This window comes from Rheinheimera pacifica, from assembly GCF_024809855.1.
GTDB classification, from domain to species: Bacteria; Pseudomonadota; Gammaproteobacteria; order Enterobacterales; family Alteromonadaceae; genus Alishewanella; species Alishewanella pacifica_A.
This window is the reverse complement of sequence record NZ_JANUEM010000004.1, coordinates 58,610-81,877: the sequence shown is the minus strand read 5'-3', so window position 1 is coordinate 81,877 and position 23,268 is coordinate 58,610. Positions and strand designations below refer to the sequence as shown.

Sequence of the window (23,268 nt, the reverse complement as noted above, 5' to 3'; positions counted from 1 at the left end):
TAGCGGCTGATTTATGAAGCAGGGCTTTATTTTGGTAGAAAATATTACAGATCCCGTCGTTATTTATAAGCGTTTACTGCGCTACGCCAAACCTTACCGGGCCGGATTTATCGCAGCGATATTGGGCATGATTGGTTATGCTCTGGTGGATGCTACTTTTATTTCATTGATCCAGCCGTTTATTGACCATGGTATTCAGGATAAAGACACCGAGTTTCTTAAATACGCGCCTTTAGTGGTGATCCTGATGTTTATTCTGCGCGGCACCTGCCATTTTATTGCCACTTACTGCATCAGTTGGGTAGGTGGGCATATCGTAAAAGATATTCGTCAGCATTTGTTCAGCCATATCATGCGGTTACCGGTTAGCTTTCATGACAAGCATTCTACCGGTGAGCTGATTTCGAAAATCACCTACGATGCTGAGCAGGTTAAACAATCTCTGACTAAAGCCTTGATCGTACTGGTGCGTGAAGGCGCTTTTATCATTGGTCTTATCGCTGTAATGTTTTACCACAGCTGGCAGTTGTCATTGATTTTCTTTCTGGTTGCTCCTCTGATCGCTGTCATTGTCCGTTTTGTCTCAAAACGTTTTCGCCAGTTAAGTAAACATATTCAGCATGCAATGGGGGGGGTAACCACATCATCAGAGCAAATGCTGAATGGCCACAAGGTTATTTTGTCTTTTGGCGGGCAGGAGCTGGAGGACAAACGTTTTGCAGATGTTAATAATAATACCCGTACCCAGGGTATTAAGATGGACTCGGCCCAGGCTATCAGTTCGGGTATAATCCAGTTAATTGCTTCTTTTGCGCTCGCTTTTGTCATTTATATGTCCAGCTCTCCCGAGATGCTCAGCCAATTAAGTGCCGGCAGCTTTTCTGCGATTGTCACCTCTATGGTGGTATTACTTAAACCACTAAAACAACTGACCACAGTGAACAGCGACTTTCAGCGCGGTATTGCAGCTGCTGCCAGTATATTCAGTATACTGGACCAGCTACCTGAGCAGGATAGCGGCACGCAGGAGCTGACACAGGTTAAAGGCGAAATCCGCTTTGAGCAGGTAAGTTTTCAGTATCCCGGCCATCAGCAACAAGTGCTGGATCACATCAGCTTTGTGGTTCATCCGGGGCAAACGGTAGCACTGGTAGGGCGCTCCGGCAGTGGTAAAACAACTATTTCCAGTTTATTGCCGCGTTTTTATCAGGCTGAGCATGGGCAAATCCTGCTTGATGGCCAGGATATCCGGCAGTATAAACTGGCATCGTTACGGGCCCAGATTGCGGTAGTATCCCAGCACGTGACTCTGTTTAATGAAAGCATTGCCAATAATATTTGTTACGGCATGACGCAGCCGGTTAGTGAGGCGCACTTACTGGATGTTGCCGAAAAAGCCCATGTGCTGGAGTTTGCTACTAAGTTACCCGACGGCCTTAATACCATTGTCGGCGAAAATGGTGTCAGTTTATCCGGCGGACAACGCCAGCGTATTGCCATCGCCAGAGCACTGTTGCGCCAGGCACCGATTTTAATTCTGGATGAAGCTACTTCAGCGCTGGATACAGAATCTGAACGTAAAATTCAGTCAGCACTTAATGAGCTGTTAAAAGGCCGTACCAGCATCGTTATTGCGCACCGGTTATCCACCATTGAAAACGCTGACATCATTATCGTGATGGACCAGGGCCGTATTGTAGAGCAGGGCGATCATCATACTTTGCTGGCACAAAACGGCGCTTATGCACAGCTGTATAAGCTACAGTTTGGCGAGCAGCAGTGAGTTTTACTACGCGGCTTTGGTATCAGGGCCATAAAGCTTACTGGTTGTTATTGCCTCTAGCCTGGCTGTATGGCGTTGTCACTGCATTACGCCGTATGCTGTTTCGCTCAGGTATAACGCCGCAGCTAAAAGTTAAAGCGCCGGTTATTGTGGTAGGCAATATCAGTATTGGCGGAACCGGTAAAACGCCTTTTACATTATTGCTATGCGATACGCTACGTAAACAAGGCTGGAAGCCGGGCATTGTCAGCCGGGGTTATGGCGCTGATATTAAAGCCCCTATACTGGTGCGGCCTGAAGTGGCAACGTCAGCCGAGGTCGGCGATGAGCCGTTACTGCTGGCACAGCGTAGTGGTTGCCCGGTAGTGGTATGCCCGGATCGCGTAGCGGCAGCGCATTTTTTGCTGCAGCACACCCACTGCAATATTATTGTCAGCGATGATGGCTTACAGCATTATCGTTTGGCACGTGATGTGGAAATTGTGCTGATTGACGGCAGCCGGGGCCTAGGCAATGGCCAGTTGTTACCCGCCGGCCCGCTGCGTGAGGGCGCCTGGCGTTTAAAGCAGGTTGATTTGGTGGTAGCAAACAGCCAACCTTATGCACAGGCAGACGGCGTGATGCAGCTAAAGGCCGCCACAGCAAAAGCGCTGTGTAGCGAAGCAAGGTTAACGCCTGGCCCGGTAACCCTGGTAGCCGGGATCGGTAACCCGCAGCGCTTTGAGCGTACGGCGCTGGCAGCTGGTTTTACAGTAACTGCACGGCACTATTTTGCTGATCATCATAAGTTCAGCGCGGCAGATTTTGCTGGTATTCACGGCCCGGTGCTGATGACAGAAAAAGATGCAGTGAAATGCCGCGCTTTTGCCCGTGCTGACTGGTTCAGCCTTGGGGTAGATGCGGTGCTGGATAGCCCATTACAACAAAAACTAAATACCATTTTGACTAATTTGCGGAGCAGTTATGGCACTTAAAGTCGCATTAACCGAGATTCTGGCCTGTCCGTTATGTAAAGGCAAACTAAAATATGATCAGGCTTCAGAGCAGCTGATATGTACCTTTGACCGTTTGGCTTATCCGGTGCGTGATAATATACCGGTGTTGCTGGCCGATGAAGCCCGTGAGCTGACACTGGAAGAGGCTGAACAATGGCGTTCATAGTGGTTATTCCGGCGCGTTACGCCAGCAGCCGTTTGCCGGGCAAGCCGCTGGCTGATATCGCCGGTAAAACGATGATAGAACGGGTTTATCAGCAGGCGCTGCAAAGTGGTGCCCAGCGTGTTGTGGTTGCAACCGATGACGGCCGGGTAGCTGCTGAGGTAGCACGCTTTGGCGGCGAAGTTTGTATGACCCGTGCAGATCATCAGTCCGGCACTGAACGGCTGGCTGAAGTGGTTAGCAAGTTACAGCTTGCTGCGGATACGGTAGTGGTAAATGTGCAGGGCGATGAGCCTTTTATTCCGCCGTTGATTATTCGCCAGGTTGCGCAGAATCTGGCTGCTCAGCAAAAAGCACAGATGGCAACATTAGCGGTACCGCTGATGGATGCGGCTGAAATTGCCAACCCGAATATTGTTAAAGTGGTTAGTGATAAACACGGCTATGCCCTGTATTTTAGCCGCAGTGTTATTCCGTTTGACCGCGATGGTACTTTTCAGGCTGAGTTAGCCAGTCATTATCGCCGTCATATTGGCATTTATGCTTACCGGGCGGCGTTTATCCAGCGCTACATCGACTGGCCTGCTTCGGCGCTGGAGCAGATTGAAAACCTGGAGCAACTGCGCGTACTATGGCATGGTGAATCAATTCATGTTGATACCGCGCTGCAAACACCGGCGATGGGGGTAGATACACCTGCTGATCTGGAGCATGCCCGTATTTATGCCGCCAGCCTTAACTAATGACCCCGGCATTTACCCTGATAGCTGAAACTGCAGATTTCGTGCTGCTGAATAAAGCCGCCGGTATTAGTTTTCATTCAGACGATGGCCCGGGCTTAGTGGTTTTAGCGCAGCAGCAACTGGGCTATAAACTGTACCCGGTACACCGGCTGGATAAAGTGACCTCAGGCTTAATTGTACTGGCCCGCAGCAGTGATATAGCCGCACAGTTAACACAGCTGTTTAGTACGCATCAGGTAGAGAAATATTATCTGGCGCTAAGCCTGGCCAAACCGGCAAAAAAGCAGGGCTGGGTGAAAGGTGATATGACATCAGCACGGCGTGGCGCCTGGAAATTGCTTAACAGCCAGCAAAACCCCGCAGTAACCTATTTTATGAGTCAGGGTTTTGAAAACCTGCCGTTTCGGGCATTTCTGGTGAAGCCCTACAGCGGTAAAACGCATCAAATCAGAGTTGCACTGAAAAGTGTTGGTGCGGCTATTGCCGGCGATGCATTGTATCAGGGCGCTGTGGCAGATCGGGTGTATCTGCATGCTTATGCGCTGCGTTTTCGTTTACATAATACCGAATACCAGTATGTACAGGCGCCAACAGAAGGCGCTTTATATCAGCAACTTGGCCAAAGCGGGGCGTTGTCAAACTGGGCACTGCCCTGGCAACTGAGCTGGCCACACTACACTTTACCTACACAGGTTAGCAAATAACGATGTCCGATTATCAATTACGTTTTGCCGGTATTGCCCGGTTATATGGTGTGGCTGCGCTGGAGACTTTTCGCAACTCGCATGTTTGTGTTGTGGGTATTGGCGGCGTGGGCAGCTGGGCTGCTGAAGCGTTGGCACGTTCCGGTATAGGTGAAATTACTCTGATTGATCTGGATGATGTCTGTATTAGTAATATTAACCGCCAATTACATGCCCTGAGCGATACCGTAGGCCAGGACAAAGTAGCAGTGATGGCACAGCGTATTAAAGCCATTAACCCGCAATGTGTTGTACACCAGATCGAAGATTTTGTGACGACCGACAACCTGCATGAACTTATCCGCAATGATATGGATTATGTGGTTGATGCCATTGACTCAATTAAAGCCAAAGTGGCGCTGCTGGCGCATTGTAAGCGTAATAAGATCAAGATAATAAGTACAGGTGGAGCAGGCGGACAAACAGATCCGACACAAATCCAGATTGCTGATCTAAGCCAGACAATTAATGACCCCTTGTTAGCCAAAGTACGCAATACTTTGCGGCGTGATTATAACTACAGCCGTAATCCCAAACGCCGCTTTGGCATTGAATGTGTTTACTCAACTGAACAACTGGTATATCCGCAGCCTGATGGCAGTGTTTGCCAGCAAAAAACGCCTCAGACGACCACCGACGGTGAAGGAACTAGCATGCGGCTGGACTGCAGCGGCGGTTTTGGCGCAGTTACCGTGGTAACAGCCAGCTTTGGGCTGGCTGCGGTAGCAAAGGTGTTAGTCAAACTGATCGGCAAGCATAAAGGCCATAACGACAGACAGTAATATTAGTGATAAAGGTGAGCGGCGCGGGCTATTGAAGCGGCGTAATTGTCTCAGTGCCAGAAAAGCCTGCCGGCCATCTTTACCCAATACTGTCCGTAACGTTAGCAGGCATGGGTAGGCCAACCACATTTTCTCTGCAATCTGTAAGGCTTCACGCCAGACTCGCCCCGGTGCCAGCCGTTGATATTCGCTTATGGTTAACAAAATCGCCGGATCGTTAGCGGGTAAATAACGGTATAAGCCGTGCACAAAAATCAGCACATCACGTGCCATACACTGGTCAATGCTCAGATGCTGGTGCGGATCTTCTTCAAAATCAATAAAGCCAATGTGTTCACCGTCCCAGCAGATATCGCGTAGCGCCGGGCGGCCATGCCAGCGATTTTGCTGATGTAACTGTGCCAGAGCAGCGGCTGCAGCCATCAGAATATGCTGCTTTTCCAGCATACTGATATTAGCATCCGTCAGGAAAAACTTAACGGATGGCCCCAAATCAGTTAATACCAGATAGTTGTCATGACTTAATACCACCTGAGGCACCCGTACACCTCTGGACTTCAATAAGGTCAACCGGGTGGCTTCACGTTTGAGACAGTGCTTTGGTTCGGCAGATGGGTAATACAGTGGGTTACTGCTCAGTTTTTTCAGTAGCCTGGTGAGCAGAGGCAAAAATGTGGCACTTTTGGCTTCATGTTGCTTAATCCAAAGCTTTTGATTTTGCCACACTGTGGAGAACGAACGGGCTTTGTGCCGGGACAGAAGCTCTTCAACATGCTGTTGCAATGCATAACTATCCATACTGCTGTAACCTGACTTTACCAGTTCAGGTTTCCTGTAGTTGATATATTCAGGCGCAGTAGTCTATCGGGAGTAGCTGAATTTTAGCTGAACAAGCTTATTTGCAGCATTGCTTTATCCGGCTGACCATTGCCGTTAAACCATTGCCACGTGACTGACTTAAATAAGGTTTTAAGTTTAGCTGGTCAAACTTATGGCATAAATCAAACTGGCAGAGTTCAGTGGTTGTCATGCCATTAACCAGACACAGCATAATGGCCATCAGGCCTTTTACAATACGCGCTTCGCTGTCGAGTACAAAGTAGTGCTTATCTGTGGCCTTGTCGTGGTAATGCATCAGCCAGGCCCGGCTTTCACAACCTTTTACCAGCAGTTCCGGCTGCTTCATTTTTTCCGGAATAGCGGGCAGTTTTTTACCCAGTTGCATCAGCACCCGGTACTTTGCCTGCCAATCTCTGGCTTGTTCTATTTCTGCTAAATTGCGTTGCTGAATATCCAGCAACACAGGTTTGGTGTCTGCTAATAGTTGTTCTAGTGTCATGCAGTTAAAATCTCCACGGTTTGCTCCAATGCGAGCAAACACCGGTTCACATCATCCAGCGTATTATAAGCGGCAAAGGAACACCTTATGGCGCCTGGCCGCGCTAAGCAGCTAAATAATGGCATAGCACAGTGCTGCCCCGACCGGACTGCTATCTGCTGCTGGTTAAGTAACTCAGCTACGTCAGCAGGGTGCTCACTGTCAACATTTAATGCCACTATACCGGCATTATGCACATGCGAAGATAAAATATCTATGCCTTTTATGAATGTTAAACCGTTATAGAATTCTTTTAATAACAGAGATTTATGCTGTATTATTTGCTTATTGTTATATTTTTGTAGCCATTCGATGGCGGCAGATAGCCCGATAGCGCCCGCGATATTTGGCGTACCGGCTTCCAGCCGGAAAGGCAACTTGTTAAAGCTGGTGTTAATAAAACTGACACTATCAATCATTTCGCCGCCGGCAAAAATGGGCGTTAAATGTTCAAGTTGTTCCGTTTTTCCATACAGCACGCCAATGCCGGTAGGGCCGTATAGCTTATGACCGGAAAAAACATAAAAATCGCAGTCCAACTGCTGCATATCCGGCTGCTGATACACTATGCCCTGAGCGCCATCTATTACCGTTACAGCCCCCGCTGCTTTTGCCAGCCTAACCATTTCTGCTACCGGCTGAATATGGCCCAGAACGTTGGAAATATGACTGAAGCTAACCACTTTAGGGCCAAGTGCTAACAGTTGTTCGTAAGCAACAAGGTCTATGCGGTGCTCGGCGGTTAACGGCACTACATCTATGATTACGCCGTGGCGCTGACAATGCAGTTGCCAGGGCACAATGTTGGCGTGGTGCTCCAACTGCGTAAGTAAAATGCGGTCGCCGGGTTGTAGTACCGTATGCATTAAGCCAAAAGCAATTTGATTCAGTGCCGCTGTCGCACCACTGCAAAAAATGATTTCATGTAAATGCTGAGCATTAATGTAACTGGCTACGGTGCTGCGCGCCTGCTCAAAAAGTATCGTAGCCTGCTGGCTTAGCTGATGGGCACCGCGATGGACATTGCTGTTATAGTGCTGGTAAAACTGCGTAATGGCATCTATGACCGCCTGAGGTTTATGCATAGTGGCGGCATTATCCAGATACACCCATTCTGGTTGTTGCTGAAAAAAAGCAAATTGCTGGCGAAACTGCTGAACATCAAAAGCGGGCATAAGGGCAGGGGGATCCACTGGCTAAGATAGCGCGATTTTGCCTGTTTTCTTAGCCTGGCGCAAATGTCAGGCAACAAAAAAGCGGCCAAAGCCGCTTTTGCAAACCAGTGAGATTAACGCTTATTCAGCGGCTTAAAATCACGGGTGTTGTAGCCGGTATATAACTGGCGCGGACGGCCGATTTTGTGGCCTTTTTCGCCCAGCATTTCGTCCCAGTGCGAAATCCAGCCGACAGTACGTGACATAGCAAAAATCACTGTGAACATGCTGGTTGGGATGCCGATGGCTTTTAAGATAATGCCACTGTAGAAATCCACGTTCGGGTACAGTTTTTTCTCAATAAAGTACGGGTCTGACAGCGCGATACGCTCTAATTCCATTGCTACGTCTAACAGTGGATCTTTAACGTTCAGCTCTTTTAATACTTCATGGCAGGTATCGCGCATAACCTTGGCACGAGGGTCAAAGTTTTTGTATACGCGATGGCCAAAGCCCATTAAACGGAAGCTGTCGTTTTTATCTTTTGCCCGTGCTACGAACTCAGGGATACGGTCAACTGAACCAATTTGCTGTAACATTTTCAGACAAGCTTCGTTAGCACCGCCATGTGCCGGGCCCCAGAGTGAAGCAACACCAGCAGCGATACAGGCATAAGGGTTAGCGCCTGACGAACCGGCTAAACGTACAGTAGAAGTTGAAGCATTTTGCTCGTGGTCAGCATGCAACATAAAAATGCGATCCATGGCTTTAGCCAGGATAGGGCTGACTTTGTAATCTTCGGCCGGTACAGAGAACATCATGTGCAGGAAGTTTTCTGAGTAGCTCAAATCGTTACGTGGGTACACAAACGGTTGACCAACAGTGTATTTGTACGCCATAGCTGAAATGGTTGGCAGCTTGGCAATTAAGCGGTGTGCGCTGCGTTTGCGCTGCTCAGGGTCGTTAATGTCCAGGTCGGAGTGGTAAAAAGACGACAGGGCGCCAACTACACCACACAGCATCGCCATTGGGTGGGCATCAACACGAAAACCCTGGAAGAACGAAGCGATTTTTTCATGCACCATAGTGTGGCGCGTAATAGTGTTTTTAAATTGGTTGTATTGCTCAGCCTGGGGTAATTCACCTTCTAATAACAGGTAGCACAGTTCAAGGTAATCTGAGTGCTCGGCCAACTGCTCAATAGGATAACCACGGTGCAACAGCACGCCTTCGTCGCCATCAATGTAGGTGATTTTGGATTCACATGAGCCGGTAGACATAAAACCCGGGTCAAAAGTGAAGTAGCCATGCTGACCCAAGGCGCGAACATCAATTACGTCAGTGCCGGCGGTGCCAGAGTATATTGGCAACTCGAACGATTTCCCATCGACCTGCACGACGGCCTTTTTATCTGCCATTGGATTTCTCCTGTTGTTGTAGTATCGGGTTAAAGGAATTTTGCAAATTGGTCGCTATTCTACCTGCAAACGACCCCTTAAAGTCAATTTTAATGCGTTTCTGCTTAATAAGTATTCGACTCTAGTATTATTGCTCTAGTCTGTAAAATGTGTAATGTTCCAAATACGGATTTTTTCGAGTAAAACCAAACAAAAATTGTAATACCGAGTCGCGAAATATATACTATTGCGGTTTTTAAACAGTTCACTCAGCAAGCACTTTTTGCTGATCTGGCAGGACTGATCCAGCTTGAGCAAAAGGGTGTATTGGTTTTGGGTGTTGACTGTTTATACAGCAATGACAACGACAATGACAACAAGAGCTCGATAATGGGCATCGATGGGCAAGCACTGTGAAAAAACAAAGACCAGTAAATCTCGACCTCTCTACCATATCGTTTCCGGCACCTGCCATAGCGTCAATTCTGCACCGTGTTACCGGCGTGGCATTGTTTTTTGCATTGGTATTCGTTATCTGGGCCTGGGCTTACTCGCTTCAGGATCAGCAGAGCTTTGATTACGTTAAAGCACTGATGACGTCTCATCTGGCTAAATTCATTGCCTGGGGCACTATCACTGTTCTTATCTATCATCTGGTTGGCGGTATTCGCCATCTGATTATGGACATGGGGCATTGGGAAGAGCTGAAATCCGGCAACTTAAGTGCAAAAGTGACGATAGTGCTGTGGGTAGTATTAGCAGTATTAGCAGGAGTATGGTTATGGTTTTAAACCAGGCAAGCCTGAAACGCGATGGCGTACAGGATTATGTATCGCTGCGGGCAACAGCTATCGTGCTGGCGCTGTACAGTGTATTTATTCTCGGTTTCTTCCTTATTACACCGGAAGTAACCTTTGATGTTTGGCAAGCCTTGTTTGCCAACACTCTGGTAAAAGTGTTTACCTTGTTAGCTTTAGTGTCTATTGCCGTGCACACCCGCATTGGTTTGTGGCAGGTGCTGACTGATTACATCAAATCAGCTGCTCTGCGCGCAGTATTGCAATTCTTCCTTTATGCGCTGGCTTTCGCTTATGTTGCGGTTGGCCTGTTTGTTTTGTGGGGTGCTTAAGTGAATATTCCAGTAAGAGAGTTTGACGCCATTGTAATTGGCGCCGGTGGTGCAGGTATGCGTGCTGCATTACAAATTACGCAGTCTGGTTTGAGCTGCGCATTGTTGTCTAAAGTGTTCCCAACCCGTTCGCATACGGTGTCTGCCCAGGGCGGTATTACCGTAGCGCTGGGCAACAGCCACCCGGATAACTGGGAATGGCACATGTTTGATACCGTTAAGGGCTCTGATTATATTGGTGATCAGGACGCTATTGAATATATGTGTAAAACCGGCCCGGAAGCGATTACCGAGCTGGAAAACATGGGCTTGCCGTTCTCACGCTTTGAAAATGGCCGGGTCTATCAGCGCCCGTTTGGTGGTCAGTCTAAGAATTTTGGTGGCGAGCAAGCTGCTCGTACTGCTGCAGCTGCAGACCGTACCGGCCATGCCTTGTTGCACTTGCTGTATCAGCAAAACGTAAAAAATAAAACTCAGGTCTTTTCTGAGTGGTATGCACTTGATTTGGTGAAAAACCAGGATGGCGCTGTAGTAGGTTGTACCGCTATTGATATTGAAACCGGCGAAATTGTTTATTTCAAAGCCCGTGCTACTGTGCTGGCAACCGGCGGTGCCGGCCGTATTTACGCCTCTACCACCAATGCGCATATCAATACCGGTGACGGTGTCGGCATGGCACTACGAGCCGGTGTACCGCTGCAGGATATGGAAATGTGGCAATTCCACCCAACGGGTATTGCCGGTGCCGGAACTCTGGTTACTGAAGGTTGTCGTGGTGAAGGCGGTTATCTGCTGAACAAAGATGGCGAGCGCTTTATGGAGCGTTATGCGCCAAATGCTAAAGACCTTGCCGGCCGCGATGTGGTTGCCCGTTCAATGATGACGGAAATCCGTGAAGGCCGTGGTTGTGATGGCCCATGGGGCGTACACATTAAACTTAAGCTGGATCACTTAGGTGCTGAAGTATTAGAAAGCCGTTTACCTGGCGTGTGTGAACTGTCAAAAACCTTTGCTCACGTTGACCCGGTAAAAGAGCCTATTCCGGTAATACCAACCTGCCACTACATGATGGGCGGTATTCCAACTAACGTACATGGCCAGGTTATTAAACCTACTGCTGATGGCGGCGAAACTATTGTTGCGGGTTTATTTGCCTGTGGTGAAATCGCTTGTGTGTCGGTACATGGTGCCAACCGTCTTGGTGGTAACTCACTGCTGGACTTAGTGGTATTTGGCCGCGCAACTGGCCTGCACTTAGGCGAAGCGTTGGCAGCTGCCTCCGAAGCCCGCGTTGCATCGCAATCTGATCTGGACGCCGCTTTAGCCCGCACTCAGCGCTGGGAAGATACCAAACCTGGCCAGGGCGAAGACCCGGTGCAAATTAAGAAAGATCTGCAAAAATGTATGCAACTGAACTTCTCGGTATTCCGTGAAGGTGCAGCTATGGCTGAAGGTTTAGCAGAGTTAAAAGAAATCCGCGAACGGTTAAAATTTGCCCGTCTGGATGATAAGAGCTCAGATTTTAATACCCAGCGTATTGAATGTTTAGAGCTGGATAACCTGATGGAAACGGCATTTTCAACTGCGGTAGCAGCTAATTTCCGTACTGAAAGCCGTGGCGCTCATGCCCGCTTTGACTTCCCGGAGCGTGACGATGAAAACTGGTTATGCCACAGTGTTTACACACCGGAAACTGAATCTATGTTTAAGCGTAAAGTGAATCTGGAACCTAAGTTCCGCGAAGCATTTGCGCCTAAAGCACGTACGTACTAAGAGGGCACAGCGATGAAGAAGTTAGTTTTCTCAGTCTATCGTTACAACCCTGATGTCGACAAAGCGCCGCGCATGCAGGAATATACGCTGGACAACCCGGAAGGCCGGGACATGATGGTGCTGGATGCGCTGATAAAATTAAAAGAGCAAGACCCAAGTTTATCGTTTCGCCGTAGCTGCCGTGAAGGTGTGTGTGGCTCTGATGGTCTTAACATCAATGGTAAAAATGGTCTGGCTTGTATTACGCCTTTATCAGCCGCAGGCTTAAAAGGCGGTAAAATTGTTATTCGTCCACTGCCGGGCTTACCGGTAGTGCGTGACCTGGTTGTCGATATGAGCCAGTTTTACACCCAGTACGAAAAAGTGAAGCCGTACTTAATCAATGACAGCAAGTTACCACCTGCAGGTGAGTATCTGCAGTCACCGGAAGAACGTGCTAAACTTGATGGCCTGTATGAGTGTATTCTGTGTGCATGTTGTTCAACCTCTTGCCCATCGTTTTGGTGGAATCCGGACAAGTTTATCGGCCCGGCCGGTTTACTGCATGCTTACCGTTTCCTGGCAGACAGCCGTGATACGGCAACAGAGCAACGCTTAAACGACTTGGATGATGCTTTCAGCGTATTCCGCTGCCATGGCATTATGAACTGCGTTAATGTTTGTCCGAAAGGTTTAAACCCAACCAAAGCAATTGGTGAAATTAAATCTATGTTATTAAACCGGGCGCTGTAATGCGCCCTTTTTTGGTATGTGCGTGAAAGACAGCCAGGCTTGCATGCAGGCAGGCTGTTTTTTTGCTACTTTTTCCAGGTGCGCGGAAATTAAGGGAAACTAAATGCACGAAGGTGTAATGAAGGCGTGGTTAGAGTCTTCTCATCTTGGCGGCGGCAATATGGCCTACGTTGATGAGCTCTATGAATCCTACTTAGCTGAACCTACCAGCGTTGGTGACGAATGGCGTGAGTTTTTTGCCAAGTTGCCAAAACTTGACGGTGTTGATCTTGAAACCCGTCACTCTGATGTCAGGCAGCAATTTGCCGATTTGGCCCGTAATAAACACCGCGAAGTGGTGGTGGTCAATTCTGGTACAGCTGCTGACAGTCGCCAGGTTAAGGTACTGCAACTGATTAACTCTTACCGCTTTCGCGGCCATCAGCAAGCAAACCTTGATCCGCTGGGCCTGTGGAAGCAATCACGTGTGCGTGATTTAGAGCTGTCTTACCACGACTTATCAGAAAGTGATTACGATACCGAGTTCAATGTTGGTTCCTTTGCCATTGGCAAGGAAACTATGAAGCTGGGTGAATTACATAAAGCACTGGAAAAAACCTACTGCGGTTCTATCGGTGCTGAGTATATGCACATTGTCTCTACTGATGAGAAACGCTGGATCCAGCAGCGTTTAGAATCAATTCAGTCAGCGCCTTCCTATGATAAAGCTGCCAAAACCCGCATTCTGAATGGCCTGGTTGCTGCTGATGGTTTAGAGAAATACCTGGCATCGAAATTCCCCGGCGCCAAACGTTTTGGTCTGGAAGGTGGCGATGCCATGATCCCGATGCTCAAAGCCATGATTCACCGTGCTGGTGAACAAGGGGCTAAAGACTGCGTTGTCGGTATGGCACACCGTGGCCGTTTAAATACACTAATTAACGTGCTGGGTAAAAACCCGTCAAAGTTGTTTGATGAGTTTGCCGGTAAGTATGAAGTAGTGGGTGCCGGTGATGTGAAATACCATATGGGTTTCTCATCCGATTTTGAAACTAAAGGCGGCAATGTGCATTTGGCGCTGGCGTTTAACCCGTCGCATCTGGAAATTGTAAATCCGGTGGTAATGGGGTCTGTACGTGCACGGTTAGATCGCCGTGGTTGTACCGACGGCTCGCTGGCATTGCCCATTACCATTCATGGTGACTCAGCTTTTGCCGGCCAGGGCGTGGTAGCTGAAACCTTTAATATTTCTCAAACCCGTGCTTTTAAAGTGGGTGGCACTATCCGCCTGGTTATTAACAACCAGGTTGGCTTTACTACCTCGAAGCAGGAAGATACCCGCTCGACAGAATACTGTACTGATATTGCAAAAATGGTACAGGCGCCTATTTTCCACGTAAATGGTGATGATCCTGAAGCAGTAGTGTTTGTTGCACAACTGGCAGTAGATTACCGCAACACCTTTAAGCGTGACGTAGTGATTGATCTGGTGTGTTACCGTCGTAATGGCCACAACGAAGCGGACGAGCCAAATGCTACTCAGCCGCTGATGTACCAGAAAATTAAAAAGCACCCAACACCACGTGAAATTTACGCGCAAAAACTGGTAGCTGAGGGCTTGTTCAGCACTGAGCAAATCAGTGAAATGACTGAGCAATACCGTAATGCACTGGATAAAGGCGATTGCGTGGTAGAAGAGTGGCGGCCAATGACTGAAACGTCAGTTGACTGGACACCGTTTTTAGGCCACGACTGGGATGCGACTTATGACGCAAGCGTATCGGTAGAAAAACTGGTAGAGCTGGGTAAAAAGGCAACCAGCATTCCACAATCGCATACATTGCAACGTCAGGTTGGCCGTGTATACGAAGACCGTGCCTTAATGCTGGCAGGCGAGAAGAAAATTGACTGGGGTTTTGCTGAAATTCTGGCCTATGCCTCAACTGTTGCTGAGGGTAGCCGCATCCGTATTGTTGGTCAGGACTCAGGCCGTGGTACGTTCTTCCATCGCCATGCGGTATTGCACAACCAAACAGATGGCAGCACTTATACACCACTTGAATATATCAGCGAGCAGCAAGGCCCGTTCCAGGTATATGACTCTGCCTTGTCAGAAGAAGCAGTGTTGGCCTTTGAATACGGCTATGCTACCGCAGAGCCTCGCGCTATGGTGATTTGGGAAGGCCAGTTTGGTGATTTTGCCAACGGCGCTCAGGTAGTGATTGACCAGTTTTTAAGCTCTGGCGAGCAAAAGTGGGGCCGTTTGTGCGGTTTAACACTACTGTTGCCGCATGGTTACGAAGGCCAGGGGCCGGAGCATTCTTCTGCACGTCTGGAGCGCTTCCTGCAATTATGTGCTGATCACAATATGCAGGTTTGTATCCCTACCACTCCGGCGCAGGTATTTAATATGTTGCGCCGCCAGATGGTACGGCCGATGCGTCGTCCGTTAATTGTTATGTCGCCTAAATCATTGCTGCGCCATCCGCTGGCTACCTCTACTCTGGAAGAGCTGGCAGCAGGCAAGTTCCACAATGTTATTGGTGAGATAGACGATATTAAACCTGCTGACGTTAAGCGTGTGGTGTTCTGTAGCGGTAAGGTTTACTACGAGCTGCTGGAAGAGCGCCGTAAGCGCGAGCAAAAAGATGTGGCTATTGTTCGTGTAGAGCAGTTGTATCCGTTCCCGCATGACGAAATGGCAGAAGTATTAAGCCAGTACCAGCATGTGACTGACTTTGTCTGGTGCCAGGAAGAGCCGCAAAACCAGGGCGCCTGGTATTGCAGCCAGCATCATTTCCGTGCTGCTATTCCTAAAAACGGCCAGCTTGTTTATACCGGCCGTGATGCTTCGTCATCGCCGGCAGTAGGTTATCTGTCAGTGCATAACAAACAGCAACAGGCACTGGTTAACGACGCTCTGACCATTAAATAATTGATTGTCCGGCCCGTATAACGGGCCGGTTAAACGAAATAAGACCAACCGGTAAAAGGTGAAAAAGTGGAAATTAAAGTACCCGTACTTCCAGAATCTGTTGCAGATGCAACCATCGCCACCTGGCACGTTAAAGCAGGCGAAGCCGTTACACGTGATCAGGTATTAGTTGATATTGAAACCGACAAAGTGGTACTTGAAGTTGTTGCTCAGGCCGACGGCGTAATGGGTGAAATCATTCATGACACCGGTGCTACCGTAACTGCTGAAGAAGTTATTGGTAAAATGGAAGCCGGTGGCGCACCAGCGGCGAAAAAAGACGACGCGCCAGCGAAGAAAGAAGATGCCAAAGCTGATGCTGCGCCTGCTGCAGGTTCAGACGATAGCAATGATGATGCGCTAAGCCCGTCAGTGCGCCGTATGATTGCTGAAAAAGGCTTAGACGCCAGTAAAATTAAAGGCACAGGCAAAAATGGCCGTGTGACTAAAGAAGATGTAGAGAAGTTTGTTGCTGCTGCTCCTGCGAAAGCTGCAGCGCCGGCGGCCTCTGCACCGACAGCAGTAGCGGGTGATCGTAGCCAGAAACGTGTGCCTATGACACGCTTACGCAAAACCATCGCTAACCGTCTGCTGGAAGCAAAAAATTCAACCGCCATGTTAACGACGTTTAACGAAGTAAACATGAAGCCAATTATGGATCTGCGTAAGCAGTATCAGGACGTGTTCGAGAAAAAACACGGCATACGTTTAGGCTTTATGTCTTTCTACGTGAAAGCAGTAACAGAAGCGCTGAAGCGGTTCCCTGAAGTTAACGCTGCCATTGACGGCGACGATATTGTGTATCACAACTATTTTGACGTTAGCATTGCTGTGTCTACACCTCGCGGCCTGGTAACGCCGGTACTGCGTGACTGCGACAAAATGAACCTGGCTGAAATTGAAAAAGCCATTAAAGATTTAGCCATCAAAGGCCGTGACGGTAAGTTGTCGATGGACGACTTAACCGGTGGTAACTTCACTATCACTAACGGTGGTGTATTTGGTTCATTAATGTCTACGCCAATTATCAACCCGCCGCAATCTGCTATTCTGGGTATGCATAAAATCCAGGACCGCGTAATGGTAGTCGATGGCAAGATGGAAATTTTGCCAATGATGTATCTGGCGCTGTCTTACGATCACCGTATTATCGATGGTAAAGAGTCAGTAGGTTTCCTGGTAACCATTAAAGAGTTACTGGAAGATCCGACACGTATCCTGCTGGATATCTAAATATCCGCAAAAAGTAGCTAAAAATGCTGTTGTTTTACGACAACAGCATTTTTTATCGAACCGGTTGGCACTATAATATGCGCCGATCAAAAGTCAGGCTGCACCACAAGGGCAGCCTCCATATTCAAATGAACGGAAAATAGCCATGAATTTGCACGAGTATCAGGGTAAGCAACTGTTTGCCCAATATGGTTTGCCTGTATCTAAAGGCATTGCCGCAGCTACAGTTGAAGAAGCGGTAGCAGCTGCAGATAAAATCGGCGGCGATATGTTTGTTGTTAAAGCTCAGGTTCACGCTGGCGGCCGCGGTAAAGCGGGCGGCGTAAAGCTGGTTAAAAGCAAAGAAGATATCAAAGCTTTCGCAGAAAAATGGCTTGGCAAGAACCTGGTTACTTACCAAACTGACGAAAAAGGTCAGCCGGTTAGCCGTATCCTGGTTGAACCTTGTACAGATATCGCTAAAGAACTGTATTTAGGCGCAGTAGTAGACCGCTCTTCACGCCGTATCGTGTTTATGGCATCTACTGAAGGTGGCGTGGAAATCGAAACCGTAGCCCACGAAACACCAGAAAAAATTCTGAAAGCTGCAATTGATCCTTTGGTAGGCGCACAGCCATTCCAGGGCCGCGAGTTAGCATTCAAATTAGGCCTTGAAGGCAAGCAAGTTAACCAGTTCGTAAAAATCTTTATGGGCCTGGCTAAACTGTTCCAGGAAAAAGATCTGGCTCTGTTAGAAGTAAACCCACTGGTTATTACGCCAGCAGGTGATCTGCACTGCTTAGATGCCAAACTGGTTATTGATGGCAATGCACTGTACCGTCACCCTGATTTAAAAGCGATGCAAGACCCGTCACAGGAAGATCCACGTGAAGCACATGCTGCCTCATGGGAACTGAACTATGTAGCTTTAGGTGGTGACATCGGCTGTATGGTAAACGGTGCCGGTTTAGCGATGGGCACAATGGACATCGTTAAATTACACGGTGGCCAACCAGCTAACTTCCTCGATGTTGGCGGCGGTGCGACTAAAGAGCGCGTAGTTGAAGCATTCAAAATTATCCTGTCTGATGACGCTGTTAAAGCCGTATTTATCAATATCTTCGGTGGTATCGTGCGTTGTGACATGATCGCTGAAGGTGTAATCGGCGCAGTGAAAGAAGTTGGCGTTAAAGTACCTGTAGTTGTTCGTCTGCAAGGTAACAATGCAGAACTGGGTGCTAAAGTGCTGTCTGAAAGCGGCCTGAATATTATCGCTGACACAGACCTGACTAGTGCTGCCAAGCAAGTAGTTGCTGCAGCGGCTAAGGCATAAGGGGTTATCAATGAGCGTTTTAATTAATAAAGATACCAAAGTAATTTGTCAGGGTTTCACAGGTGCTCAGGGTACTTTCCACTCTGAACAAGCCATCGCTTACGGCACTAAAATGGTGGGTGGTGTGACTCCGGGTAAAGGTGGACAAACTCACTTAGGTTTACCGGTATTCAATACAGTAAAAGAAGCGGTAGAAGCGACTGGTGCAGAAGCATCAGTAATTTACGTACCAGCTGCTTTTTGTAAGGATTCTATCCTGGAAGCAGCTAACGGTGGTATCAAGCTGATCGTTTGTATCACTGAAGGCATTCCTACACTGGATATGCTGGATGCTAAAGTTAAATGTGACGAATTAGGCGTACGCTTAATTGGCCCTAACTGCCCGGGCGTAATTACGCCGGGTGAATGTAAAATTGGTATTATGCCAGGCCACATTCACAAGCCAGGTAAAGTAGGTATCGTTTCACGTTCAGGTACTCTGACCTATGAAGCAGTAAAACAAACTACGGATTACGGTTTTGGCCAGTCTACCTGTGTTGGTATCGGTGGTGACCCAATCCCAGGTTCTAACTTCATCGATATTCTGAAGTTGTTCCAAGACGATCCGCAAACTGAAGCCATCGTAATGATCGGTGAAATCGGTGGTTCAGCTGAAGAAGAAGCGGCTGCTTATATCAAGCAGCACGTGACTAAACCAGTTGTGTCTTACATTGCCGGTGTTACTGCACCAGCTGGTAAGCGCATGGGCCACGCCGGCGCTATCATCTCTGGTGGTAAAGGTACAGCTGACGAGAAGTTTGCTGCACTGGAAGATGCCGGTGTTAAGACCGTTAAGAGCTTAGCTGACATCGGTAAAGCACTGAAAGAGCTGACAGGCTGGTAACAGGCTGTTGATTTAGCTTATAAAAACCCGCTTATTTAGCGGGTTTTTTGCTTTAAGGGCTATTATGGCGTTTTATTACAATTCAGTGTACGGTGCAGTGATTAATAACACATGTGGACTAAACAGATGAAAGTGGGCGTGTTTCCCGGCAAATTTCTACCGCCGCACCGTGGCCATATTACCGCGATACTCAGAGCGCATGCCTTGTGTGACAAGCTGTATGTCGTAATAAGTGAACGCACACAGGAAGACGGGCAACTGTGCGGTAGTGCCGGTATTGCTTATATCAGTGGTGTGTTGCGCCAGCGCTGGTTATCGCAGGAGCTACAGGGGCTGGGTATTGAGGTGCTGTTACAAAATGAAGATACGATGGCACCTTTTCCACAAGGCTGGGGCGCTTATGCCGCGCAGCTTAAGCAAACTGTGCCGGAGCCTTTTAGTGTGATTTATGGCGGCGAAGAAAGTTACCGCGACGGGCACAATCGATATTTTCCTGACGTTGAGTATAAAGTGCTGGACCCACAGCGCACCCAGTGGCCAATTAGCGGTACTGAGATCCGCAATCATCCTTACTTACACTGGGATTATATTGCTGGTTCTGCCCGGCCGTTTTTTGCCCGTAAGGTGCTGATCACCGGGCCGGAGTCCTGTGGTAAAACCACACTAACGCGCAAACTTGCCAAAGTGTATTGTACGTCTTGGTCAGAAGAGCTAGGCCGTGATTATCAGCATGATGTTGTTGGTGGCAATGGCGACTTATTTGACCTGGAAGATTTTAACCGTATCGCACATTTGCAATACGAGCAGGATTTAACCGCCTTGCGTAGTGCCAATAAAGTGTGTTTTTTTGATACTGATGCCGTGGTTACGGCGTTTTTCAGTCAGGTATTTTTAGGCCGGGTGGCAAGCAGGGTAGAAAGTTTTATTGACCCTGCCAAGTACGATCTGGTTATTGCGCTTAAACCTACCGTGCCCTGGGTGGCTGATGGTATGCGTGAGCTTGGTGATCAGACTACCCGCGAGTCAAGCTTTGATCAGCTGATGGCACTGTATCTGAGCTATGGTTTTGATGTCAGCCGCTTTTGTGTGATAGATGCGCCGGACTACTATCAACGGTTGGAGGGCTGTATCGCCGCGGTTGAAAAGTCGCTTTATGGTACCGCTCAATCTACGATATAAAATAAATTTCCTGCCTGCGTTTGCCTTAAGACTACTTTAAGTATTCTCTTCCAAACTGGTTACAACGGTAAAACAGGAGCCCGTTATGACCAGTCTTATGCACAGCACCAAACTCAGCGCCAGCTCAAGCGTCAACAGCGTTGCAATAGAGTCTGGCGAAAGTTGTTTACAGTTAGTGTTACCTGATCAGCCACAACGTAGCTCTTTGCAGCAATTTATTCAGCAAGGATTTGCCACGCATTATCAGGCTAACGTAGAGCATTTTATGCCTAATTTATTAGGGGTAAGCCGAAACGGCCAGTGGCAGGCAGTAATAGGGCTGCGCAGCGCGGCCAAAACACCATTGTTTATTGAGCAATACCTGCCTGTTGCAGTAGAGCAAATACTTGCCACTCATGGCTTGTATGCTGAACGCCCTCAACTTATCGAAATTGGCCATTTGTATGCGTCCAACCGGCAAAGCTTATTACAGCTATTTGTACTGATGGCTTATGCGCTGAACCAGTTAAATTACCGCTACCTGTTATGCGCCGCTACAACACAGGTGCGCAGCATTTTAAGCCGTCATGGTATTGAGCTTACCGAATTAGGTGAGGCAAAGGCAGATGCTTTGGGTAAACAGGCTGCCAGTTGGGGCAGCTACTATAATACGGATCCAAAAGTGTGTGTGATGGATTTAGCCGCTGTTACCCAATTAATCCATCGTGAAGAGAAACTCACTGCTTTAGCGCATCAGCACTGGCCACAGCTACACCAATTAGTTGCCCGTTTGCCGGAAGGAGATTGCTAATGCGAATTGAATTACCAGTGACAGCTATGCTGCGCGATCTGGCAACGGGTATCAGTTATTCGCGGGCCTGGATCGAAAAGCAGATGCGTTTATGGCAGGAACTATTATCAGGTTATGGTGCACGGCGTATTGCGTTGGCAGCCAATAGCTCAGCGCAGTGGGCGCTACTGGACTTAGCCTGTCTGGATGCTGATTTGATATTGGTGCCACTGCCAACTTATTTGTCCGACAGCCAATTAGCGCACGTGATGTCACAGTTGCAGCCAGATATTTATATTTCAGATACAGAACAACAGGCAGCCGAATTTACCTTGTTGGAACAAGTCGGCGATCTACTGCTGTATCGCCGTGAATTATCAGTCGCTGGTGCGGTTATCGCACCGGCTTGTCAAAAAATTACGTTTACTTCAGGTTCAACCGGGCAACCCAAAGGAGTGTGTTTATCGGCGCAAAGCCAACTTGATGTGGCGTATAGTCTGATTGAACGTATTGAACAAAATGTACCTAAGCATCTGTGTTTATTACCTTTAAGTACTCTGTTAGAAAACATCGCAGGTATTTATGCCCCTTTATTAGCCGGTGGCGAGGTGCTGATAGCACCAGATGAAGTGCGCGGTTTTAATGGTAGTCAGTTGGTTAATCCACAGGCTTTACTACAGCTAATTAGTAAGGTAGCGCCAAAAAGCCTGATTTTAGTACCTGAATTACTGCAACTGCTGGTGATGGCAAGATCTCAGGGCTGGCAAGCGCCGCAGTCACTGGAGTTTATAGCTGTAGGCGGTGCTCATGTTTCTGTTGCGTTACTGCAACAGGCATCGCGGCTTGGATTACCCGTGTTTCAGGGATATGGCTTAAGTGAATGTGCTTCTGTGGTCGCGCTATCAGGTTTTAATGCGCAGCAAAGTTCGGCTACTGAACTGGAATTAGTGGGGCTGCCATTAGCGCATCGCGAGATCGAAATTGTTGCTGGTGAAATTGTAGTAAAACAACCATTTTTGGGTTATCTGGGCGACGCTGACTCTGCCTGCGATAAAGTATTTACCGGAGATTTAGGCGAGCTGGATACCCAGGGCCGGTTACGTATTCTTGGACGCCGTAAGAATTTACTGATCTCAAGCCTGGGGCGCAACATTTCACCTGAGTGGCCGGAAGCATTACTGACACAAAGCGGTTTAATCCGCCAGGCGGTGTTGGTTGGAGATGCTAAACCTTACTGTGCTGCACTTTTATATCTTGCTGATCCCAAGTCGGCAGCATTGTTACCTGCCTACCTGCAACAAGTGAACCAGCAATTACCAGACTACGCGCAAATAAAAGCTTATCAGTTATTAAATCAGCCCTTGTCTGTAGCAGATGGCACGTTAACGGCTAATGGCCGGCCACGGCGCACCGAGGTTGTTAAGAAATACCAAAGCCTGATTGCCGATTTATTTTCATCCAAAGATATAGCAGGAGAGTCCTATGAGTTTTTATCAAACGCTGGTTAACGCAACAGAAACAGAGCGTGCTTACTTACTGGATGCGCCGATGATACGCCGCACTTTTGCCGGTGATTTTACGCTGGACCATTATGTGGCTTTTTTAACCCAGGCCTATCACCACGTTAAACATACAGTACCGCTGTTAATGTCGGTAGGGGCCTTGCTGCCAGAGTCGAAAGAATGGTTACGCGAAGCGGTGGCGGAATACATCGAAGAAGAGCTGGGGCATCAGGAATGGGTGCTAAATGACATAGCCGCCTGTGGCTATGATAAAGAGCAGGCCCGCAGTACAACGCCCGCTTTTGCCACTGAGCTGATGGTGTCTTATGCCTATGATTCAGTACGCCGTGTTAACCCGATATGTTTTTTTGGTATGGTGCTGGTGCTTGAGGGCACCTCTATTGCCTTAGCAGAGCAGGCAGCCAGCAGAATTGCCACTACTTTACAGTTGCCACGTAAAGCTTTTACCTATTTAAACTCGCACGGTGCTTTAGATCAGGACCATATCAAATTCTTTGAAAGCCTGATGAACAAAATTACCGATCCGGCTGAACAAGCGCAAATTATTCACAGTGCCAGGCGTTTCTTCCATTTATACGGTGATGTATTCCGTAGTTTGGAACAACCTCACGGCCTGAGCAAAAAAGTGCAGGCAGAGGAGTAGA

At 48.2% G+C, this 23,268-nt stretch carries 22 protein-coding genes; 18 read left to right on the top strand and 4 right to left on the bottom strand.

The features are described from left to right. The first annotated feature begins 13 nt into the window (after positions 1–13). The 6 genes from msbA to tcdA are packed head-to-tail and all read left to right on the top strand — an operon-like array spanning position 14 to position 5,209. Positions 14–1,783 carry a lipid A export permease/ATP-binding protein MsbA gene (gene msbA / locus M2404_RS07575; RefSeq protein ID WP_259239123.1) on the top strand — a complete coding sequence of 590 codons (1,770 nt, stop codon included), beginning with the start codon at positions 14–16 and terminating at the stop codon, positions 1,781–1,783. After that, positions 1,780–2,757: a tetraacyldisaccharide 4'-kinase gene (gene lpxK / locus M2404_RS07570; protein ID WP_259239122.1), complete on the top strand. Its 978-nt coding sequence runs from the start codon at positions 1,780–1,782 to the stop codon at positions 2,755–2,757. The genes msbA and lpxK overlap by 4 nt, the downstream gene beginning before the upstream one ends. Further along, positions 2,747–2,944: a Trm112 family protein gene (locus M2404_RS07565; protein WP_259239121.1), complete on the top strand. Its 198-nt coding sequence runs from the start codon at positions 2,747–2,749 to the stop codon at positions 2,942–2,944. Before lpxK ends, M2404_RS07565 begins: the two co-directional genes overlap by 11 nt. Next, positions 2,932–3,684, top strand: a complete 753-nt coding sequence (gene kdsB, locus M2404_RS07560) for a 3-deoxy-manno-octulosonate cytidylyltransferase (RefSeq protein ID WP_259239120.1) — start codon at positions 2,932–2,934, stop codon at positions 3,682–3,684. Before M2404_RS07565 ends, kdsB begins: the two co-directional genes overlap by 13 nt. Then, complete coding sequence (locus M2404_RS07555; protein WP_259239119.1) at positions 3,684–4,388, top strand: TIGR01621 family pseudouridine synthase; 705 nt, start codon at positions 3,684–3,686, stop codon at positions 4,386–4,388. The genes kdsB and M2404_RS07555 overlap by 1 nt, the downstream gene beginning before the upstream one ends. A gap of 2 nt (positions 4,389–4,390) precedes the next feature. Next, entirely contained in the window at positions 4,391–5,209 is an 819-nt protein-coding gene (tcdA, locus tag M2404_RS07550) for a tRNA cyclic N6-threonylcarbamoyladenosine(37) synthase TcdA (protein ID WP_473091809.1), read from the top strand. Here tcdA and M2404_RS07545 read toward each other — a convergent pair. The 4 genes from M2404_RS07545 to M2404_RS07530 form a co-directional block, all read right to left on the bottom strand. After that, on the bottom strand, positions 5,162–6,007 hold the full coding sequence (locus M2404_RS07545; protein ID WP_259239118.1) for a BUD32 family EKC/KEOPS complex subunit: 846 nt from the start codon (positions 6,005–6,007) through the stop codon (positions 5,162–5,164). The two genes, tcdA and M2404_RS07545, sit on opposite strands and share 48 nt — an antisense overlap. 97 nt (positions 6,008–6,104) lie before the next feature. Beyond that, positions 6,105–6,548, bottom strand: coding sequence for a SufE family protein (locus tag M2404_RS07540; RefSeq protein WP_259239117.1), 444 nt, complete (start codon positions 6,546–6,548; stop codon positions 6,105–6,107). Next, positions 6,545–7,762: an aminotransferase class V-fold PLP-dependent enzyme gene (locus M2404_RS07535; protein WP_259239116.1), complete on the bottom strand. Its 1,218-nt coding sequence runs from the start codon at positions 7,760–7,762 to the stop codon at positions 6,545–6,547. The genes M2404_RS07540 and M2404_RS07535 overlap by 4 nt, the downstream gene beginning before the upstream one ends. Positions 7,763–7,875: 113 nt before the next feature. Continuing rightward, complete coding sequence (locus M2404_RS07530; RefSeq protein WP_215399149.1) at positions 7,876–9,159, bottom strand: citrate synthase; 1,284 nt, start codon at positions 9,157–9,159, stop codon at positions 7,876–7,878. Positions 9,160–9,551: 392 nt separating this feature from the next. Here M2404_RS07530 and sdhC point away from each other — a divergent pair, with 392 nt between their 5' ends. The 12 genes from sdhC to M2404_RS07470 all read left to right on the top strand — a co-directional run bounded on the left by sdhC (position 9,552) and on the right by M2404_RS07470 (position 23,267). Next, entirely contained in the window at positions 9,552–9,929 is a 378-nt protein-coding gene (gene sdhC, locus M2404_RS07525; protein ID WP_082694707.1) for a succinate dehydrogenase, cytochrome b556 subunit, read from the top strand. Further along, positions 9,920–10,267: a succinate dehydrogenase, hydrophobic membrane anchor protein gene (sdhD, locus tag M2404_RS07520; RefSeq protein WP_215399148.1), complete on the top strand. Its 348-nt coding sequence runs from the start codon at positions 9,920–9,922 to the stop codon at positions 10,265–10,267. Before sdhC ends, sdhD begins: the two co-directional genes overlap by 10 nt. After that, positions 10,268–12,040, top strand: a complete 1,773-nt coding sequence (gene sdhA, locus M2404_RS07515) for a succinate dehydrogenase flavoprotein subunit (RefSeq protein ID WP_259239115.1) — start codon at positions 10,268–10,270, stop codon at positions 12,038–12,040. Positions 12,041–12,052: 12 nt separating this feature from the next. Next, complete coding sequence (locus M2404_RS07510; RefSeq protein ID WP_092793490.1) at positions 12,053–12,772, top strand: succinate dehydrogenase iron-sulfur subunit; 720 nt, start codon at positions 12,053–12,055, stop codon at positions 12,770–12,772. A 103-nt stretch (positions 12,773–12,875) separates the two neighbouring features. Continuing rightward, positions 12,876–15,686, top strand: coding sequence for a 2-oxoglutarate dehydrogenase E1 component (locus M2404_RS07505; protein WP_259239114.1), 2,811 nt, complete (start codon positions 12,876–12,878; stop codon positions 15,684–15,686). A gap of 66 nt (positions 15,687–15,752) precedes the next feature. Continuing rightward, complete coding sequence (gene odhB, locus M2404_RS07500) at positions 15,753–16,958, top strand: 2-oxoglutarate dehydrogenase complex dihydrolipoyllysine-residue succinyltransferase (RefSeq protein WP_259239113.1); 1,206 nt, start codon at positions 15,753–15,755, stop codon at positions 16,956–16,958. 145 nt (positions 16,959–17,103) lie between these two features. Then, positions 17,104–18,270, top strand: coding sequence for an ADP-forming succinate--CoA ligase subunit beta (sucC, locus tag M2404_RS07495; RefSeq protein WP_215399144.1), 1,167 nt, complete (start codon positions 17,104–17,106; stop codon positions 18,268–18,270). A gap of 10 nt (positions 18,271–18,280) precedes the next feature. Next, positions 18,281–19,153 carry a succinate--CoA ligase subunit alpha gene (gene sucD / locus M2404_RS07490; RefSeq protein ID WP_259239112.1) on the top strand — a complete coding sequence of 291 codons (873 nt, stop codon included), beginning with the start codon at positions 18,281–18,283 and terminating at the stop codon, positions 19,151–19,153. 126 nt (positions 19,154–19,279) lie between these two features. Then, complete coding sequence (nadR, locus tag M2404_RS07485; RefSeq protein ID WP_259239111.1) at positions 19,280–20,332, top strand: multifunctional transcriptional regulator/nicotinamide-nucleotide adenylyltransferase/ribosylnicotinamide kinase NadR; 1,053 nt, start codon at positions 19,280–19,282, stop codon at positions 20,330–20,332. A gap of 85 nt (positions 20,333–20,417) precedes the next feature. Beyond that, positions 20,418–21,122, top strand: coding sequence for a thermostable hemolysin (locus tag M2404_RS07480; protein ID WP_259239110.1), 705 nt, complete (start codon positions 20,418–20,420; stop codon positions 21,120–21,122). Continuing rightward, the gene (locus tag M2404_RS07475) at positions 21,122–22,609 is read left to right on the top strand and encodes an AMP-binding protein (protein ID WP_259239109.1); all 1,488 of its coding nucleotides are present in this window, start codon (positions 21,122–21,124) and stop codon (positions 22,607–22,609) included. Before M2404_RS07480 ends, M2404_RS07475 begins: the two co-directional genes overlap by 1 nt. Next, the gene (locus M2404_RS07470) at positions 22,584–23,267 is read left to right on the top strand and encodes an iron-containing redox enzyme family protein (protein WP_259239108.1); all 684 of its coding nucleotides are present in this window, start codon (positions 22,584–22,586) and stop codon (positions 23,265–23,267) included. Before M2404_RS07475 ends, M2404_RS07470 begins: the two co-directional genes overlap by 26 nt. The last annotated feature ends 1 nt before the right edge of the window (position 23,268 follow it).

Coding starts and splice junctions, on each gene's coding strand:
- tcdA (WP_473091809.1), top strand. CDS start 4,391: ATGTCCGATTATCAATTACGTTTTGCCGGTATTGCCCGGTTATATGGT.
- sucD (WP_259239112.1), top strand. CDS start 18,281: ATGAGCGTTTTAATTAATAAAGATACCAAAGTAATTTGTCAGGGTTTC.
- M2404_RS07545 (WP_259239118.1), bottom strand. CDS start 6,007: ATGGATAGTTATGCATTGCAACAGCATGTTGAAGAGCTTCTGTCCCGG.
- M2404_RS07540 (WP_259239117.1), bottom strand. CDS start 6,548: ATGACACTAGAACAACTATTAGCAGACACCAAACCTGTGTTGCTGGAT.
- M2404_RS07565 (WP_259239121.1), top strand. CDS start 2,747: ATGGCACTTAAAGTCGCATTAACCGAGATTCTGGCCTGTCCGTTATGT.
- kdsB (WP_259239120.1), top strand. CDS start 2,932: ATGGCGTTCATAGTGGTTATTCCGGCGCGTTACGCCAGCAGCCGTTTG.
- msbA (WP_259239123.1), top strand. CDS start 14: ATGAAGCAGGGCTTTATTTTGGTAGAAAATATTACAGATCCCGTCGTT.
- M2404_RS07470 (WP_259239108.1), top strand. CDS start 22,584: ATGAGTTTTTATCAAACGCTGGTTAACGCAACAGAAACAGAGCGTGCT.
- sucC (WP_215399144.1), top strand. CDS start 17,104: ATGAATTTGCACGAGTATCAGGGTAAGCAACTGTTTGCCCAATATGGT.
- M2404_RS07480 (WP_259239110.1), top strand. CDS start 20,418: ATGACCAGTCTTATGCACAGCACCAAACTCAGCGCCAGCTCAAGCGTC.
- M2404_RS07530 (WP_215399149.1), bottom strand. CDS start 9,159: ATGGCAGATAAAAAGGCCGTCGTGCAGGTCGATGGGAAATCGTTCGAG.
- M2404_RS07510 (WP_092793490.1), top strand. CDS start 12,053: ATGAAGAAGTTAGTTTTCTCAGTCTATCGTTACAACCCTGATGTCGAC.
- M2404_RS07505 (WP_259239114.1), top strand. CDS start 12,876: ATGCACGAAGGTGTAATGAAGGCGTGGTTAGAGTCTTCTCATCTTGGC.
- M2404_RS07535 (WP_259239116.1), bottom strand. CDS start 7,762: ATGCCCGCTTTTGATGTTCAGCAGTTTCGCCAGCAATTTGCTTTTTTT.
- M2404_RS07475 (WP_259239109.1), top strand. CDS start 21,122: ATGCGAATTGAATTACCAGTGACAGCTATGCTGCGCGATCTGGCAACG.
- sdhD (WP_215399148.1), top strand. CDS start 9,920: ATGGTTTTAAACCAGGCAAGCCTGAAACGCGATGGCGTACAGGATTAT.
- M2404_RS07555 (WP_259239119.1), top strand. CDS start 3,684: ATGACCCCGGCATTTACCCTGATAGCTGAAACTGCAGATTTCGTGCTG.
- nadR (WP_259239111.1), top strand. CDS start 19,280: ATGAAAGTGGGCGTGTTTCCCGGCAAATTTCTACCGCCGCACCGTGGC.